The 16337-nt window shown below is 60.6% G+C and carries 20 protein-coding genes; 11 read left to right on the plus strand and 9 right to left on the minus strand.

The window, feature by feature from the left end; all coding sequences use genetic code 11:
- Nucleotides 1-68: 68 nt before the first annotated feature.
- Complete coding sequence (smc, locus tag Q1A20_RS12075) at nucleotides 69-3524, minus strand: chromosome segregation protein SMC (protein WP_299407993.1); 3456 nt, start codon at nucleotides 3522-3524, stop codon at nucleotides 69-71.
- A gap of 286 nt (nucleotides 3525-3810) precedes the next feature.
- On the opposite strand from smc, the gene Q1A20_RS12080 reads away from it, so the two are divergent.
- The gene (locus Q1A20_RS12080) at nucleotides 3811-4581 is read left to right on the plus strand and encodes a FadR/GntR family transcriptional regulator (protein WP_299407996.1); all 771 of its coding nucleotides are present in this window, start codon (nucleotides 3811-3813) and stop codon (nucleotides 4579-4581) included.
- Between the two features lie 123 nt (nucleotides 4582-4704).
- Here the strand turns inward: Q1A20_RS12080 and Q1A20_RS12085 are convergent, their stop codons facing one another.
- From Q1A20_RS12085 to Q1A20_RS12110, 6 genes are all read right to left on the minus strand, one after another.
- A complete protein-coding gene (locus tag Q1A20_RS12085; protein WP_298974768.1) occupies nucleotides 4705-5271 on the minus strand; it encodes a F0F1 ATP synthase subunit B in 567 nt (188 codons plus the stop codon).
- A 5-nt stretch (nucleotides 5272-5276) separates the two neighbouring features.
- Complete coding sequence (locus tag Q1A20_RS12090) at nucleotides 5277-5804, minus strand: F0F1 ATP synthase subunit B' (protein ID WP_298974767.1); 528 nt, start codon at nucleotides 5802-5804, stop codon at nucleotides 5277-5279.
- An 84-nt stretch (nucleotides 5805-5888) separates the two neighbouring features.
- A complete protein-coding gene (locus Q1A20_RS12095; protein ID WP_011567586.1) occupies nucleotides 5889-6113 on the minus strand; it encodes a F0F1 ATP synthase subunit C in 225 nt (74 codons plus the stop codon).
- A gap of 58 nt (nucleotides 6114-6171) precedes the next feature.
- Nucleotides 6172-6918 carry a F0F1 ATP synthase subunit A gene (locus Q1A20_RS12100; RefSeq protein WP_298974766.1) on the minus strand — a complete coding sequence of 249 codons (747 nt, stop codon included), beginning with the start codon at nucleotides 6916-6918 and terminating at the stop codon, nucleotides 6172-6174.
- A complete protein-coding gene (locus Q1A20_RS12105; RefSeq protein ID WP_298974765.1) occupies nucleotides 6908-7252 on the minus strand; it encodes an AtpZ/AtpI family protein in 345 nt (114 codons plus the stop codon). Before Q1A20_RS12105 ends, Q1A20_RS12100 begins: the two co-directional genes overlap by 11 nt.
- 202 nt (nucleotides 7253-7454) lie before the next feature.
- Nucleotides 7455-8351, minus strand: a complete 897-nt coding sequence (locus tag Q1A20_RS12110) for a LysR substrate-binding domain-containing protein (RefSeq protein WP_298974764.1) — start codon at nucleotides 8349-8351, stop codon at nucleotides 7455-7457.
- Between the two features lie 106 nt (nucleotides 8352-8457).
- On the opposite strand from Q1A20_RS12110, the gene Q1A20_RS12115 reads away from it, so the two are divergent.
- The gene (locus Q1A20_RS12115; protein ID WP_299502153.1) at nucleotides 8458-8700 is read left to right on the plus strand and encodes a hypothetical protein; all 243 of its coding nucleotides are present in this window, start codon (nucleotides 8458-8460) and stop codon (nucleotides 8698-8700) included.
- Between the two features lie 39 nt (nucleotides 8701-8739).
- Nucleotides 8740-9072, plus strand: coding sequence for a metalloregulator ArsR/SmtB family transcription factor (locus tag Q1A20_RS12120; protein ID WP_298974762.1), 333 nt, complete (start codon nucleotides 8740-8742; stop codon nucleotides 9070-9072).
- 113 nt (nucleotides 9073-9185) lie between these two features.
- On the opposite strand, the gene Q1A20_RS12125 is transcribed toward Q1A20_RS12120, so the two are convergent.
- Together Q1A20_RS12125 and Q1A20_RS12130 are read right to left on the minus strand one after the other, a co-directional pair.
- The gene (locus Q1A20_RS12125) at nucleotides 9186-10103 is read right to left on the minus strand and encodes a DMT family transporter (protein ID WP_299408018.1); all 918 of its coding nucleotides are present in this window, start codon (nucleotides 10101-10103) and stop codon (nucleotides 9186-9188) included.
- The gene (locus Q1A20_RS12130; protein WP_299408021.1) at nucleotides 10100-10978 is read right to left on the minus strand and encodes a LysR family transcriptional regulator; all 879 of its coding nucleotides are present in this window, start codon (nucleotides 10976-10978) and stop codon (nucleotides 10100-10102) included. The genes Q1A20_RS12125 and Q1A20_RS12130 overlap by 4 nt, the downstream gene beginning before the upstream one ends.
- Before the next feature lie 134 nt (nucleotides 10979-11112).
- Here Q1A20_RS12130 and Q1A20_RS12135 point away from each other — a divergent pair, with 134 nt between their 5' ends.
- The 8 genes from Q1A20_RS12135 (at nucleotide 11113) to Q1A20_RS12170 (ending at nucleotide 16313) form a co-directional block, all read left to right on the plus strand.
- On the plus strand, nucleotides 11113-11691 hold the full coding sequence (locus Q1A20_RS12135; RefSeq protein ID WP_299408023.1) for an NAD(P)H-dependent oxidoreductase: 579 nt from the start codon (nucleotides 11113-11115) through the stop codon (nucleotides 11689-11691).
- 112 nt (nucleotides 11692-11803) lie between these two features.
- Nucleotides 11804-12295 carry a hypothetical protein gene (locus tag Q1A20_RS12140; RefSeq protein ID WP_299408025.1) on the plus strand — a complete coding sequence of 164 codons (492 nt, stop codon included), beginning with the start codon at nucleotides 11804-11806 and terminating at the stop codon, nucleotides 12293-12295.
- A 196-nt stretch (nucleotides 12296-12491) separates the two neighbouring features.
- Nucleotides 12492-13994 (plus strand): signal recognition particle protein, encoded by a 1503-nt coding sequence (ffh, locus tag Q1A20_RS12145; protein WP_299408027.1) that lies wholly within the window; start codon nucleotides 12492-12494, stop codon nucleotides 13992-13994.
- A complete protein-coding gene (locus tag Q1A20_RS12150; protein ID WP_299408030.1) occupies nucleotides 13991-14329 on the plus strand; it encodes an NIPSNAP family protein in 339 nt (112 codons plus the stop codon). The genes ffh and Q1A20_RS12150 overlap by 4 nt, the downstream gene beginning before the upstream one ends.
- Nucleotides 14326-14907 carry a GNAT family N-acetyltransferase gene (locus tag Q1A20_RS12155; RefSeq protein ID WP_299408032.1) on the plus strand — a complete coding sequence of 194 codons (582 nt, stop codon included), beginning with the start codon at nucleotides 14326-14328 and terminating at the stop codon, nucleotides 14905-14907. The genes Q1A20_RS12150 and Q1A20_RS12155 overlap by 4 nt, the downstream gene beginning before the upstream one ends.
- Entirely contained in the window at nucleotides 14904-15425 is a 522-nt protein-coding gene (locus tag Q1A20_RS12160; RefSeq protein WP_367180895.1) for a GNAT family N-acetyltransferase, read from the plus strand. The genes Q1A20_RS12155 and Q1A20_RS12160 overlap by 4 nt, the downstream gene beginning before the upstream one ends.
- Nucleotides 15422-16024 (plus strand): GNAT family N-acetyltransferase, encoded by a 603-nt coding sequence (locus Q1A20_RS12165; RefSeq protein WP_299408037.1) that lies wholly within the window; start codon nucleotides 15422-15424, stop codon nucleotides 16022-16024. The genes Q1A20_RS12160 and Q1A20_RS12165 overlap by 4 nt, the downstream gene beginning before the upstream one ends.
- Nucleotides 16017-16313 carry a chorismate mutase gene (locus tag Q1A20_RS12170; protein WP_298974751.1) on the plus strand — a complete coding sequence of 99 codons (297 nt, stop codon included), beginning with the start codon at nucleotides 16017-16019 and terminating at the stop codon, nucleotides 16311-16313. Before Q1A20_RS12165 ends, Q1A20_RS12170 begins: the two co-directional genes overlap by 8 nt.
- Nucleotides 16314-16337: the final 24 nt, after the last annotated feature.

A 16337-nucleotide genomic window follows, 5' to 3' on the forward strand; every position in this document is an offset into this window, starting at 1 on the left:
GAACCAGGGCCGCGCGTTACACGATCAGGTGATCTTCCCGGCACGCACACCTGCGCACGTGCAGCGCGTCATGCGACCAGCGTCTCAGCCTTCTTAAGGTCCACAGATACCAGTTGGCTTACACCCTGTTCGGCCATCGTGACGCCAAAGAGCCGGTCCATCCGCGCCATCGTTACCGCGTGGTGGGTGATGATCAGGAAACGGGTTTCCGTCTGGCGACACATCTCGTCCAACAGATCGCAGAACCGCGTCACATTTGCATCATCGAGCGGGGCATCCACCTCGTCCAGCACGCAGATCGGGGCCGGGTTGGCCAGGAACACCGCAAAAATCAACGCCATGGCGGTCAGCGTCTGCTCCCCGCCTGACAGCAGGCTCAGCGTCGACAGCTTTTTGCCCGGCGGCTGACACATGATCTCAAGACCCGCTTCCAGCGGGTCATCGCTCTCGACCATGACCAGATTGGCCTCGCCGCCTCCAAAAAGATGGGTGAACAGCATGGAGAAATTGGAGTTCACCTGCTCAAAAGCTGTCAACAACCGCTCGCGCCCCTCACGGTTCAGACTGGCAATGCCGCCGCGCAGGGTCTTGATCGCTTCTTCCAGATCCGCCTTCTCACCGGTCAAGGTGTCGTATTCGGTCTGCACCTCGCGGGCATCTTCCTCAGCCCGCAAGTTGACCGCGCCCAAGGCATCACGCTGGCGCTTCAAGCGGTTCACATCCGCTTCTAGGGTCTCCGCGCCCGGCATCTGATCCGGGGTCACGTCCAATTGACCCAAAAGCTGGTTCGGCGTGATCTGGCTTTCATCGGCAATGCGTTCCGCGGCCAGTGCCACGGTTTCGCGCGCGGCATCGCTACGCGCCTCCGCCCGCGCCCGCGCTTCACGGGCTTCCGAGGCTGTACGCTCCGCCTCCCGCTCCGCCATGGTCGCCTCACGCAAGGCACCTTCAGCCGTCGACAAAGCATCCGAGCTTTGCGCCTTGCGCGCCTCTGCCACCGTGATCGCTTCACCCATCTCGGCGCGCTTGGTGGCAATCTCTGCAGGCGCAGCGCTGGCCTCCTCCAATTCCGCTTCGGTCGCGATTTTGCGTGCCACCAACTCCGCGCTGCGCTTTTCTGCCGTCTCCAGACGGTGCCGCCAGCCGCTGACTTCCTTGGTGACCTCCTGCGCGCGTTTGGTGCGCGCCTCGCCCTCACGGCGCAATTCGTCATGCGCAGACCGACGCGACATCATGGTGATCCGCGCGGCCTCTACGGCCATGCGGACTGCGTCGACCATCTCGCGCGCCTCAGTCAGATCGCCGAGGTCTTCCAGCGCGCGCTCCGCTTCCTTCAGCCGCGTCCGCGCGCCCATCGCTTCTTCTTCGTGGCGCGTTACAGCAAGCCCCAGGGACTCCAGCCGACCTTCGGCCAGATTTCGATCCGCCTCCGCGCGGCTCAGCCGCCGACCCGCCTCAGCGACCAATCGGTCCGCCGCGCGGCGCGCCTCGCGCGCCAGGGCATCCGCCTTTGTCAGCTCCGCCAGTTGCGCGCCCAGATGGTCATGCGCTGCCTTGGCCCCATCTGCGCGTTGCGACGCCTGTTCCAGGTTTTGCTTGAGCTCCTCAAGACGGTTGAGCTGTTGCAGGCGCAAGGCCGCCGCCGATGGCGCATCCTCGGCCCAGGCGCGGAACCCGTCCCAGCGCCACAAGTCCCCTTCGAGCGATACCAGCCGCTGCCCGGGGTTCAGTGCCGCCTGCAAACGCGGGCCCTCGTCGGCATCCACAAGACCGATCTGACTGATCCGGCGCGCCAGAACTTCGGGAACATCCACAAAAAGAGACAGGGGTTTAACCCCTTCAGGCAACGCCTGATGACGCTCGTAGGCAGGCAATGCAGCCCAACCAGACGGCCCGTCCGCGGCCACCTCCGGCGCGCGCAGATCGTCGGCCAGGGCAGCCCCCAGCGCTTTCTCATAACCGCTTTTGACCTGCAACTGATCGAGCACCTGCCCGCCTTCCGCCGTGTCACGGTCCACCAGCTTGGCGAGCGCACCCGCCTCGGCGCGCAACGCGTTCATTTCGCCCTCGGCCTCTGAACGAAGCGCTCGTGCATCCGCTTCGCGGCCTTGCGTCTCCGCCCGGGCTTCATCCGCCTCAACCAACGCCCGTTCTGCGTTCTCCGCTGTCGTAACCGCGGCTTTTTCCGCCGCTTCAGCCTCTGCGAAATCCTGCCCGGCTTTGGTCAGCGCGGCCTGGCTTTCCGCCACCGCATCGCGGGCCTTCACAGCCTCGGCTTCTGCCTTGCTTTGCGTTTTGCGGCTGTCTTCGAGCAGGCGCTGCGCGGATCCATGTCGGGCTGAAAGCCGCGCCATATCCTCGGTTTGCTGCGACAGCTCACCCTCACGCGTCTGCAAAACCGCGGCGGCCTCACGCGCCGCCTCGGCAGCCGCTTCGAGCTTTTCCTCGTGACCCTCGGCGGCCTTGGACAGCTCCTGCGCTTCCCATTCCAGCCGCGCGATGGTCTCACCCGCATCGCGGTTCAAGCCGCCTTCACGCTCAATATCGTGGCCCAGTTGCGCGATGCGCCCGGTCAGCGTTTCGATCAGCGCCTGCGCCCGGGCTTCCTGATCGTTCAGCGTGTCGCGCTCCACCGTCAACCGCTGCAAGACCGCAGCCGCAATGGCCTCTTCTTCCCGCAGCGGCGGCAATGCGCCTTCGGCCTCTTCACGGTGTTTGGCGGCCTGACGCACCGCCGCTTCTGCCTGCGCCGCCTCGGTCACCTTGCCCCGCAAGCTTTCCTCTGCGCTGGCACGCGCGTCATCCGCTTCGCGCCACCGGCGATAGAGCAACATGCCTTCGGCGCGCCGCAAATCATTGCCGATCTCGCGATAGCGCGCCGCCTGCCGGGCCTGCCGGGCCAGCTGCGCAAGCTGATTTGCGAGCTGTTCGATCACATCATCGACCCGGGCCAGATTTGTCTCCGCCCCTTTCAGCTTCAGTTCCGCCTCGTGGCGACGTTGATAGAGCCCGCTGATGCCCGCGGCCTCTTCCAGAATACGACGACGGTTCTTGGGTTTGGCGTTGATCAGCTCCGCAATCTGCCCCTGCCGCACAAGGGCCGGGCTGTGGGCACCTGTCGACGCATCGGCAAAGAGCATCTGCACATCTCGCGCGCGCACGTCCTTTGCACCTACCTTATAGGCACTGCCGACATCGCGCGTGATCCGCCGCACGATTTCCAACTGGTCGTTATCGTTGAACCCCGCAGGTGCCAGCCGGTCGGAGTTGTCAATATGCAGGGCCACTTCCGCAAAGTTGCGCGCGGGCCGGGTTGCTGCCCCGGCAAAGATTACATCTTCCATACCGCCACCACGCATCGCCGTGGGGCGGTTTTCCCCCATGACCCAGCGCAGCGCTTCGAGCAGATTGGACTTGCCGCAGCCATTGGGCCCGACAACGCCCGTGAGACCATCCGCAATGATCAGATCCGTGGGGTCCACAAAGCTTTTGAAGCCGGTCAGTCGCAGTTTGGAAAAGCGCAATGCAGGGTGTCCAATGATTCCTAAGGTGCGTTAGCGTGAGGGGACAGGGGGTGGTCTGTCAACCAATTCACCCCACAAGATGGGGACCATTTATCAGTTATCCACAAGATATTGATGCAATCCCCCCTCCTGCGATCTCCCTGCCCTGAGCCTATCCGACAGTCAATATCCGGTTTTCCGGATGCAGGCGGTCAACCGCTCCCGTCGCCGAAAGCGTGTTGTCACATCGCTATTGTTGTTTACCGCGCGTCAAAGTGGTCATATTATTTGACCAATAGGAGGCCCCATGCCCTTTCGCCCAGTCCAGTCCGAAAAACTCTCAACCGCCGTTGTGCGCCAGATCGAGCAGCTCATCCTGCGCGGCATTCTGCGGCCGGGTGAAAGGTTGCCTGCGGAGCGGGAGTTGGCAGAGCGTCTGAAAGTTTCGCGCCCCAGTCTGCGGGATGCCATCGGTGTGCTGCAGGAGGAAGGGCTGTTGAGCACGCGCGCGGGCGCGGGCGTATATGTCGCGGATGTTCTTGGGTCTGCCTTTGCCCCGGCGTTGGTGCAGCTTTTCGCGCGGCATGACGAAGCTGTATTCGACTACCTGTCGTTTCGCAAAGACATGGAGGGGCTCGCCGCCGAGCGTGCTGCGCAGGTCGGCTCCGATACGGATTTGCGCGTGGTGCAGACTGTTTTTGACAAGATGGAAGTGGCCCATACCAAGCGCAATCCGGAAGACGAAGCGCAGTTGGACGCGCAATTTCACATGGCAATTGTCGAGGCCAGCCACAATGTGGTGATGCTGCATATGATGCGGTCAATGTACCAGTTGCTGCGCGAAGGCGTGTTCTACAACCGACAGGTCATGTTCAAGCAACGCGCCACGCGCGGTATGCTGCTGGACCAACATCGGGCGATCAATGACCGGTTGCAGCAGCGCGATCCGGAAGGCGCCAGACAGGCTGTGGAAACGCATCTGAACTATGTGGAGACTTGCCTGCACGGGCAGATCAAGGCGGATCGCAACGAAGAAGTCGCGCGACAACGGCTTGATCACGAGGTGGAACGCCACTAGCGGCGATATCTGCCCGGGGGCCGCATCAGGCAAGAATGCAAATTGCCCGCGTTCATACTCAGCCAACAAAAAAACCCCGATCAAAAGACCGGGGTTTCCATCACATTAACTTCAGACAGCCAATCAGTGTAGTTTGGCGTCCACCTCGGCAATCGCCCCATCGATCAGACTGTTGCCCTGCGCGGCGGTCATCTGCTTGGCGATCACCTCGCGGGCCACGGCGACAGCGACGGTGATCGACTGATCCCGCACTTCCTTGACCGCAGCGCCCTGTGCCGTTGCAATCTGCTCTTCCGCGGCAGCCATACGGCGCTCCAGTGAAACGGCCAGATCGGCGCGGGCTTGCTCGGCGGCTGTGCGTGCTTCTTCCTTGGCAGCGGCGACGATGCGATCAGCCTGTTCCTGCACCTCGCGCTGTTTGCGCTCATAGCTGGCCAACAGGGACTGCGCCTCTTCGCGCAGCGCACGGGCTTCTTCCAGTTCGGACTGGATGCCTTCGGCGCGTTTGTCCAACATGCCGCCGATCAGCGAGGGTACTTTGAAGTAGATCAGAATGCCGATGAAAACGACCAGGCCGAGGAACACCACGAAGTCGGTGTTCTTCAAGGATATGCCACCGCCTGCGGCCATCGCCGGGCTCGCAATGCCCAGTGCAAATGTGGCAGTCAAAAAGGAAAATGTTTTGCGCATTGCGTTCATCCTTTCAACCGGGCGCCGACCGCCGTGGCAATTGCCTTGGCATCGGGTTTGCCGCCCATTGAGGCCACGATTTCACCGGCGGTATCGGCAGCCACTTCTTTGACCGCATCCATCGCGCCCGCACGGATTTCGGCAATCGCTTTTTCGGATTCTGCAGCCTTGGCCGCAATCTCCGCATCGGCTTTGGCGATAGCGGCATCCAGATCCGACTGAATTTCTGCCTTGGCCTCACCAACAATGCGGTGCGCCTCGGCACGTGCGTCCACTAGCGCCTTGTCATAGGCGGCTTCAGCTTCCTGCGCTTTGACTTTCAGATCCTCAGCGGCGGCGAGGTCACTTGTGATGGTGCCCTGGCGCTCTGCCAAAACAGCGGCGATCCGGGGCAGGGCCACCCGAGACAGGATAAAATAGATCACAATCAGCGTGATCACCAACCAGAAAATCTGGTTCCCCCATGTCGAGAAGTCGAGCTGTGGCATCCCTCCCGAGGAGGCAGCGTCAGCGCTATGTGTTTCGGTTGCCATGTCGGTCTCCTGCGCGGCGGGCCGTTACATCGGGCAGCGCGAGATGTCGCGCCGCCCGACCGTAAGGATAGTCGTCGTCTGCTCTTAGACGGCGAACATCAGCAACAGAGCGACGAGGAATGCGAAGATCCCCAGCGCTTCTGCGAAAGCGATACCGATGAAGAGTGTAGCTGTTTGGCTTGCAGCAGCAGATGGGTTTCGCAGTGCGCCTGCCAGGTAGTTGCCTGCAACGTTGCCAACCCCGATTGCGGCGGCGCCGGAACCGATTGCTGCCAGACCTGCGCCGATGTGTGCGAGTTCGCCTTCCATGTGAATTCTCCTTACGATTGGAAGTTGAGTATTTGGACGGGTGTTAAAATCGCCCGAATTAGTGATGCGGATGAAGCGCGTCCTTGAGGTACACGCACGTCAGGATGGTAAAGACATAGGCCTGAATGAAGGACACCAGGACCTCCAGGCCGTACATCGCGGTGATGCCAAGGATCGCAACCGGGCTTACAAGCGTCAGTGCAGCAAAACCGGCGAAAACCTTAATGACCGCGTGACCTGCCATGACGTTGCCCGCCAGACGAATGGAATGGCTCACGGGGCGCACGAAATATGAAATCAGCTCGATGATGGCCAGTACGGGCCGCAGGGCCAGAGGCGCCGACGATACCCAGAACAGACCCAAAAACGCCGCGCCGTTTTTGACAAAACCCAGGATTGTCACGGTCAGGAAGACCGCAAGCGCAAGCACCACGGTGACCGCGAAATGCGATGTCGGCGTGAAAGATGTAGGGATCAAGCCAAGGAAGTTGGCGCAGACAATGAACATAAAGAGGGTCATGATATACGGGAAATACCGCAGACCTTCCTTGCCGCAGATGTCTTCGACCATCTTGTAGACAAAGCCGTAGGCGAGTTCCGCAACCGATTGCGACCGGCTTGGCACGATGGCGCGTTTGGAGCTGCCCAGAACCAGCAGAAGGATGATGGCGACAATCGACAGACCCATCCAGAGCGCCGCATTTGTCGGCGTGTACCATGTGACATCACCGCCAAAAATCGGCTCGATGATGAACTGGTCCATCGGGTGGAAAACCAGACCGCCTTCTTCCGCCTTATCCGCCATTCCGGGCTCCCTCGTCTCGTTTCTCGGCCTCGTCGGCCAATTTCTTTTCCTGGATTTCCTGCGCAGAGCGGAGCATCGTTTTCACCCCGGCTGCCAGACCCAGCATTGTAAACAGCACCATGAAGATCGGGAGTGTTCCAAAGAGAACGTCGAGCCCGTATCCGATGCCAAAACCGATCCCCAGACCGGCCACCAATTCGATCACCATCCGCCAGGCAAGTTGCGCCTGAGAGTAGTGCTCATCCGCGCGGGGCGCTGGCGCTTGCGCCTGTTTTGCCGCTTCGATCTTGTCCTCAAGCTGCTGCATGCGCTGCTTTTGGTCGGGATCCGTCACGTCGAAACACCCCTTTGGATGGTTGCGCTGTTGCTATTGTGCACAGCGCTGCGAGTCAAGCACCGGCAGAGAGGCCCCAAGAACCATTTAAATATCTGATTTATCTACATTTACCTGACCTCGCAAAAACGCCGGTACAGGATGTCACAGGCTTATTTCGCGCTGCCTCGGCGGTTTGCATTATTCAACCAATTGGTTGACCTTAATCGGATAGCCCGGTCTCGCGAAAAGGTTCGGTCTGCTCCAGCAGCCACCGGCGGAACTGGCGCAGCGCTTTGCGGCGCATCCCGCGACTGCCATAGACCAGATGGTAGCTGCCCGACCGGATGCCCACATCGGAACACCGGATCAGCCGGCCCATGCGGCACTCCATATCGACACATTCCGCAGACCCCAGATAGATGCCGTGACCATGCAGCACCGCCTCGATCGCGAGGGTGGAGCGCATGCGCCAGCGTGGCTCGGTGATGGCGTCGGCACCGATGCCCGCCGCCTCGCACCATTGCTGCCAGACATTGCGCCCCCGGTCCTTGAGCAGGCGGAATTTCAGCAGCTCGGCCGCTGCGATCCCGCCCTCCGGGATCAGGCCTGGGGCCGCATAGGGATAGAGCGGCGCGTTGCTGAGCAGATCGGATGGGGCATCAACCCCGCCGGAGATCAGGAACCGCACGGCCAGGTCGGCCTCGTAGCGTTCGACGTCCGCGAGGTTCTGCGAGGCATCCAACCGGACCTCTACGTCAGGATATGCCTTGTAGAAGTCAGGCAGCCGGGGGATCAGGAACCGCTGCGCAAACAGGGTCTCACTGCTGACGGTGATCTGCCCTGCCGGGGCCTCCTCCAGTTCTTCGGTTGCCTCGCTGATCACATCAAGCGCCGGGATGATCCGCGTCAGATAGGCCTTGCCGTCGGGCGTCAGCTGCACTCCTCGTGGCAAATCACGAAAGAGCTGCGCACCCAACCGATGCTCCAGCCCGCGCACATGACGGCTGATCGCCGAATGGCTAACCCCCAGCTCATCGGCGGCACGGGAAAAGCTCTCATGCCGCCCCGCCGCCTCAAAGGCACGCAGGGCATTCAGCGGGGGGAGTTTGCGCGACATGGTATTTACGTGCGTTTTTTGCACAGGTTCTGTCAAGCAATTGTCTTTGTGAAATAACATAGGGGATACTAAATTTAACCTGAAACTCTGAAAACAGGTGATTTTCATGCAAACTCAGACCTTAAACGCAGCTTGCTGCGTGCAAGACAGATGTGTCGTAAACGCACCCGTCACACCCCGCAAAAGCCTCTGGCGCCAAATTCTGAACATTCTGCGGCCCCGACCCTATATCCCGCATGCCCGTGATCTCAGTGATCATATGGCGCGCGACATCGGCCTCAGCCCGGCAGAAATGGAACGCCACCGGCTGACCCTGCCTTCGCAGTCCACGTTCCACCCGCGCGGATGACACGCTTTCCCTCCGGCGGGGCGGGCGTTATGACGGGGTATGACACGCGACCTCGACCAGGCCTTTGCGGCACTTGCCGACCCGACACGGCGGGCCATTCTGACAATGTTGCTGGAAGACGATATGGCCGTCACGGATGTCGCGGAGCCGTTTGAGATGTCGCTTGCCGCGATCTCAAAGCATTTAACCGTCCTTACAAATGCGGGCCTGATTTCTCAGGAAAAACGTGGACGTGTAAAGTGGTGCAAGCTGGAGCCCGACGCCTTGCGGGCCGCATCGGTCTGGATGCAGGGCTTCGGGCAGTTCGAACCGGTCAACCTCGACGCGTTTGAGAGGTTCCTGGAATCCGAACTGCCTGAAGAGAGCGCCTGAACGGCGCGGTTTTGATCAGGTCGCAAAGTTGATCACAGCCATCACAATGACCACAAGTCCGACAAGATAAATAATACCGTGCATTGTTTTTCCCTCTCAATTTCTGTGGAGGATCAACGCGCGCCTGTCGGTTTCGGTTCCAGTTGTGGCCGACCATCGTCCCTGAGCAAGAGCCAGAGCGCGACCATTGTCAGCGCCACACCCCCCAAGACCGCCATGCCGGGCGCACCGTTACCCAGCGCCTGTTCCCACAGGATCACCCAGCTGGGCGTGAGGTAGGTATAGGCCATGACCTTGGCACTTGGCAGGCGCAGTGTCGCAAACTGCAGCAGCACAAAAGTCGCGGATGAGGCGAAAACCGCGATGTATATGAGTGTGATCCAAACGATCATGGGCAAGCCCGCCCAATCGGTGGCCATGATGTCGGACCACGCATAAAGCGTCAGCACCACGGCCCCGGCCACCAGAACGCCAAAGGTGAAAACCACCGCTGGCTCACCCCGGTTCAGCTTGCGCACCATCGGCGTGTAGACCGCATGCGCCACACAGCCGACAAAATATATTGCCTCACCCTGCCCAACTTCAAACGCCCGGAATGCCGACCAATCCGCGCGAAAGATAACCCATAACGCGCCCACCGCCCCAATGGTCAGCGCCAAGGCCATGCGCGGCGTTGTCACCTGCCGCAACAGGATCCAGCCAAAGCCTGCCGCCATCACCGGTGTCAGCGTAAAGACCGCCGCAGCGCTTACCGGTGCCGCCGTCTTCAGCCCCTCGAACATCAACACGAAATAGGTCACGAAGGTGCCGCCGAGTACGATGTAACGCCAGGGCGCGCGGAACGCAGCTATCGGCAACCCGGTGGTCGCCGCTGCCACAGCCCCGATCACCGCGGCGGCCAGAACAAACCGCGCGGCATTCAGCACCGCCGGATCGATGACATTGGCCACCTGTGCACCCAGCGCAAAGGATCCAGCGACAAGCGCTGAAAACGTCAGCATCGCCAGGTGCCCCTGCTGGCCCGGTGTCATACGATCCAGTCTTTCGACTGTTCCTTCAGGAAGGTCAGAAAGGCTTGCACTTTGGTGGTACGATGCAAATCGACATGCGTCACCAGCCAGAGCGGTGCGGACCATTCCTCCTGGCGCTCGTAGATTTCCACAAGATCAGGGTCCTGACGGGCTTCTATCACGGGCAGGAACCCGATGCCTGCGCCCGCCTTGATCGCCTCCTCCAGCGCATGGGTGTCGGTGGAGCGGAAGGTGAGTGATGCGGAAGGGATGTGAGACCGCAACCATCTATTGAACGGCGCGCGGCTATTGTCGCTGTCGTGACCCACAAACCGGTGTTTGGCAAAATCGTCCAGGCCTTTGGGCGTGCCATTTGCGCTCAGATAGGCCTTTGTCGCGTAGAGACCCATTTTCTGCGGGTGAAAAGCCTGCACCACATTGTCGGGCTGATCGGGCGCCGACCCCGCCCGGATCGCAATATGCGCCTCCCCGTATTCCAGGCGGAACAACCGATCCCCGGTCAGATACCGCACCACGACATCCGGATATTGCGTCTGAAACCTTGCCAGCAGCGGCACCATGCGCGGCGCAAGGCTGATCAGCGAGGTCACCACCAGATCGCCGGACACCTCGTTGCCAAGCCCCCGGATTCTGCCGGCCAATTGGCTGAATTGATCATCCGTGGCCTGCGCCACCCGCAGCAGATCCTGCCCCGCTTCGGTGGCGGTATATCCCCGCGCATGACGCTGAAACAGTTTGACGCCCAGACGTCCTTCGAGCGCATCAATGTGCCGGATCACCGTGGCATGGTGCACGCCCAGCACATCAGCTGCCCCGCTCACCGTGCCCATGCGCGCGACCTGATACGCCGTTTTTATTTCGTCCCAGTTGTCCATATCGCTGCACTGATGCCCAGATATGTGCGAAAACGCACGATTTTTGTTCAATAACGCCAATTGCGTTCGAAATTGCAATAATCATATTTGTTGCACAACACAACATTCGTGCCACTGATAACAGGACCTCTGCAATGACAAAGACCATTCTGCACATTGATGCATCCGCGCGCCTTGCCGGTTCCACCACCCGCCAGCTGACCTCACGCATCGTCGAGAAATTGGGCGGTGACGTTATCCGCCGCGATTTGACCGACGCGCTGCCCCAAATCAACGAAGCCTGGGTCAACGCCAACTTCACCCCCGCCGACCAACGCAGCGAAGCGCAGGAACAAGCACTCGCGCTTTCTGATGCGCTTGTGGACGAAATCAAAGCCGCCGACGTCATCGTGATCGGCGCACCGGTTTATAATTTTGGCGTCCCGGCCGCGCTCAAGGCCTGGATCGACCTGATCGCCCGCGCCGGGCTCACCTTTGCTTACACTGAAAACGGGCCAAAAGGGCTGCTGGAGGGCAAGCGTGCGGTGATCGCGCTGGCGACCGGAGGGACGCCGGTTGGGTCTGAGATTGATTTCGCCTCTGGCTACCTGCGCCACATCATGGGGTTCATCGGCATTTCGGATGTCGAGATCATCGCCGCTGACCGGGTGATGGCGGATGCAGAAAAGGCCGTGACAGGGGCTCACGCGCAAATCGACGCGTTGGCCGCCTGAGGGCAGACACATCCCCGAACATCGAGCAAGGTGGCGCCGGACCATTCCCGGCGCCATTTTTTTGTGCGGGAACGGCCCAGAAAACACCAATATCATCTGCATCTCTGTGGGCATGAAAATCTTGATCGACACTCCGGACCGGCTGGTGATTGAAAGTCGACCTATTCTGCTGTCACTGGCATTGGTGGCCATGATTTTGGTCCTGCTGTACGCTGCGTTTTCGGCTTATTCGGCCAAGGACACCGGCAAGGCATTGTTTATCCTGGTGATCACAATTCTATTAATGGGGCCTTCCCTGTGGTTCGCGGTCGAACGGGTGCAGGTGGTCTTTGACCGACGCGCACAAATCTGCAGTCTGCAGAGACGTCGGATGTCAGGGGATGAGCGCCAGATCCATCCGCTATCCGATGTGACCCGGGCAATGATCCAGACCCGCAAAGGCGATCATGACAATATAGACACGCACCGCGTAGCACTTGTGCTTGGCGCAGACCGGTTGGAAAATCGTCACGGGCTGACGCAAAGCTATCGCAGCGGTCCGCAGGCGGAAAAGATCGTGCAGCGCATCAATGCCTGGCTTGACTCCGCAAGGCCCACAGCCTAAACGCCGTCACAACATCCGGAAGCCTCGATCTTCCGGTCCCGAACCATTCGGGATCGCCCTCCGTCAGCGCGTTGCGCCCACGGGGGCAAAGCCATTTGGTTTTGCCCTCTTGCGAAATGGCCCCGGGCATTTGTGCATTGATCGCATGCTCCTTACATCGGGGGTATCGCAACCGAACCAAAGGGGGCCATGGCCCATGTTTGAAAATCTTTCCGAGCGCCTTTCTGGTGTCTTTGACCGTCTGACGAAACAGGGTGCGCTTTCCGAGGAGGATGTCGCAACCGCCCTGCGCGAAGTGCGCGTGGCCTTGCTGGAGGCTGACGTTTCGCTGCCTGTGGCGCGTGATTTTGTCAAAGCGGTTCAGGAAAAGGCCACAGGCCAGGCGGTCACCAAATCGATCACGCCCGGTCAGCAGGTCGTCAAGATCGTGCATGACGCGCTCATTGACGTACTCAAAGGCGAAGGTGAACCGGGTGCCCTGAAGATCGACAACCCGCCAGCGCCGATCCTGATGGTCGGCCTGCAAGGCTCCGGCAAAACCACCACGACGGCGAAACTGGCCAAACGGCTCAAGGACCGCGACGGCAAGCGCGTGCTGATGGCCTCGCTTGACGTCAACCGGCCCGCCGCGATGGAACAGCTCGCGATCCTGGGTGCACAGATAGGTGTGGACACCTTGCCGATCGTCAAAGGCGAGGATCCCGTCGCCATCGCCAAACGGGCCAAGACCCAGGCGGGTTTGGGCGGCTACGACGTCTACATGCTCGATACCGCGGGCCGCTTGCATATCGATCAGGAGCTGATCGCGCAGGCCGCGGCCGTACGCGACGTGGCCAACCCGCGTGAGACCCTGCTGGTGGTCGATGGTCTAACCGGTCAGGACGCGGTCAATGTGGCCACCGAATTTGACGACAAGATCGGCGTCTCCGGCGTCGTGCTGACGCGGATGGACGGCGACGGGCGCGGCGGGGCGGCACTGTCGATGCGTGCTGTAACCGGCAAACCGATCAAATACGTGGGCCTCGGCGAGAAGATGGACGCCATCGAAACCTTCGAGCCGGAACGCATCGCTGGCCGTATCCTCGGCATGGGCGACATCGTCGCGCTGGTTGAGAAGGCGCAGGAAACGCTCGAGCTGGAACAGTCCGAGCGCATGATGAAGCGCATGGCCAAGGGGCAGTTCAACATGAACGACCTCAAGATGCAGCTGGAACAGATGCTGAAGATGGGCGGCATGCAGGGGATGATGGGCATGATGCCGGGCATGGGCAAAATGGCCAAGCAGGTGGAAGATGCCGGGTTTGACGACAGCATCCTGCGTCGCCAGATCGCGCTCATCCAGTCCATGACCAAGAAAGAGCGCGCCAATCCGCAGATCCTGCAGGCCTCCCGGAAAAAGCGCATTGCCAAGGGTGCAGGGCTCGAGGTTTCCGAATTGAACAAGCTTCTGAAGATGCAGCGCCAGATGGGCGACATGATGAAGAAGATGGGCAAAATGGGCAAAGGCGGCATGCTCAAACAGGCCATGAAGGGGATGATGGGTAAGGGCGGCATGGACCCCGCGCAGATGGATCCCAAACAGCTTGAAGCGGCGGCCAAAGCCATGGGGGGCAAGCTGCCCGGCGGTCTGGGTGGCCTCGGTGGTGGCGGCGGCATGCCCCTGCCCCCGGGATTGTCAGGGTTCGGCAAGAAGAAATGATCACCTGCACGCTCACATACCGGATCGACCCTTATCAGGTGGACGCATTCGAGACCTATGCCAAGGTCTGGATCCATTTGGTGACCCGGATGGGCGGCACGCATCACGGTTATTTCCTGCCGCACGAAGGCGCAAATGACCTGGCCTGGGCCATGTTTTCCTTCCCGTCGCTGGCCGCTTACGAAGCCTACCGCGCCGAGATGGCCGAGGATGGCGAATGCCAGGCGGCTTTTGCCTTTGCCGCCAAAACCAAGTGCATTCTGTCTTACCAGCGCAGCTTTACCCGCCCGGTGCTGCAGGGCGCCACCCCCTCCGAGCTCGGGTTGATCGCATGAACACATTGCCATGTGAGACACCGTCCATCGGTGCCGCGGCGGCATTGGCCGCAAATTTCCAATCGCTTGTACCGGTCCTGGAAACCGAACGGCTGTGCCTGCGCGCGCCTCATATAGGCGACTTCAAGTATTACGCCGAAATCACTGTGGGCCCCCGTGGTCAGCATATCCTTGAGGACCCGACCCGCGAGGCGGCCTGGTACGACTTCACGCAGATGATCGCAGGTTGGACCCTGCGCGGCCATGGTCTGTGGACCGTGGAGCTGAAATCAGACGGTACCGTTCTGGGGTTTGTCTTGCTCGGGTTTGAACCGGGCGATCACGAAGCCGAGCTTGGTTTCATGCTGCGCGCGGTTGCAGAAGGCAAAGGCTATGCCCGCGAAGCAGCGCTCGCCGCGCGCGACTACGGCTATGCGGTGCTGGAAATGCCAACGCTTGTCAGCACAATCGAGCCTGCAAATACACGGTCCTGCAAACTGGCCGAACGCCTTGGCGCGCGCCGCGATCTGAAGGCCGAAGCGGCCATGCCGGACGACATTCTGGTTTATCGGCATCCGGCCCCGGAAGGACGGGCATGATGACAGAGTTTCCAACGCTCGAAACAGAACGCCTGATCCTGCGCGGCCCCCAACCGTCTGATGCGGAAGCCTTCATGGCATTCTACAGGACGGATCGGTCGCAATACACCGGCGGGCCGATGACCGACCGGCAGGCTTGGAACTTCTTTGGCACTGAAATCGGTCACTGGACCATTCGCGGCTTTGGCATGTTCGTCGTCACCCGCAAGGGATCGAATGATCCTCTTGGCATTGTCGGACATTGGTATCCCCATGGCTGGCCGGAAAAGGAAGTGGGGTGGGTGCTCTTTGACGCCGCCAGCGAAGGTCAGGGCATCGCGCGCGAGGCCGCGGAGGCCTGCATTGCGCATGCCTGGACTGTGCTCAATTGGGATACGATTGTCAGCTACATCCATCCGGATAATGCCGCGTCAATTGCACTGGCGGAGCGCCTCGGAGCCACACTTGACCGCGAAGCCCTGCAGCCCAAGCCCGAAACACCCGGGCTGGTCTACCGTCATCCGAGGGCATCCGCATGAGCACGCAGATCCCCAAGCTGGAAACCAACAGGCTGAGCCTGCGTGGCCCGGAGCCGGAAGATTACCCGGACTTCAAGGCAACATTTACCAGTTACCGCGCGCGGTATATGGGCGGCCCCCTGAACGCCTATGAAGCGTGGATGCTCTATGCCGCCGAGATTGGCCATTGGCAGATCCGTGGCTATGGCATGTGGATGATCCACGACAAAACCACCGATGAGACCTATGGCATGGCGGGCGCCTGGAAACCCGCAGCCTGGCCAGAGGCTGAAATCGCCTGGGTGATCTGGCCGGACAAGGCAGGCCATGGCTACGCGCTGGAAGCCACACATGCGGTGCGCGATTACCTATACGCCCAGAAGGGCTGGGACGCTGCCGTCAGCTACATCGATCCCAAGAACCTCGACAGTATCCGGCTCGCCGAACGTCTTGGCGCGGTCAAGGACCATGACGCCGCGACCATCGATGGCAATGATGCCGTTTACCGCCATCCAGCCCCTGCCGATCTCAAGGGATCGCAGCTGGCGCATGGCATCGAAATGGAGATCAGCCACTACGCCGATCCTCTCTTCAAACCGAAAGGATGGGCCATTGACTGATGTTGTCACCCGCGCCGCCGCGGTGCTGAAAGAACACCGCGCCTCCATCGACAGGCTCGACGCGATCCTCGTCTACACGCTGGGCGAGCGGTTCAAACACACGCAGGCTGTGGGGAAACTCAAAGCCGAACACGACCTTCCCCCGTCCGATCCTGCGCGCGAAGCCGCACAGATCGAGCGGCTCGAAGATTTGGCGAACCGGGCCGATCTGGATCCGGAATTCGCCAAGAAGTTTCTCAACTTCATCATCGCTGAAGTGATTCAGCACCATCAAACACACCAATCATAGGATGGATTGAAATCCACCTTACCT

The sequence above is a fragment of the uncultured Roseobacter sp. genome, assembly GCF_947501835.1.
Classification (GTDB): Bacteria; Pseudomonadota; Alphaproteobacteria; order Rhodobacterales; family Rhodobacteraceae; genus Roseobacter.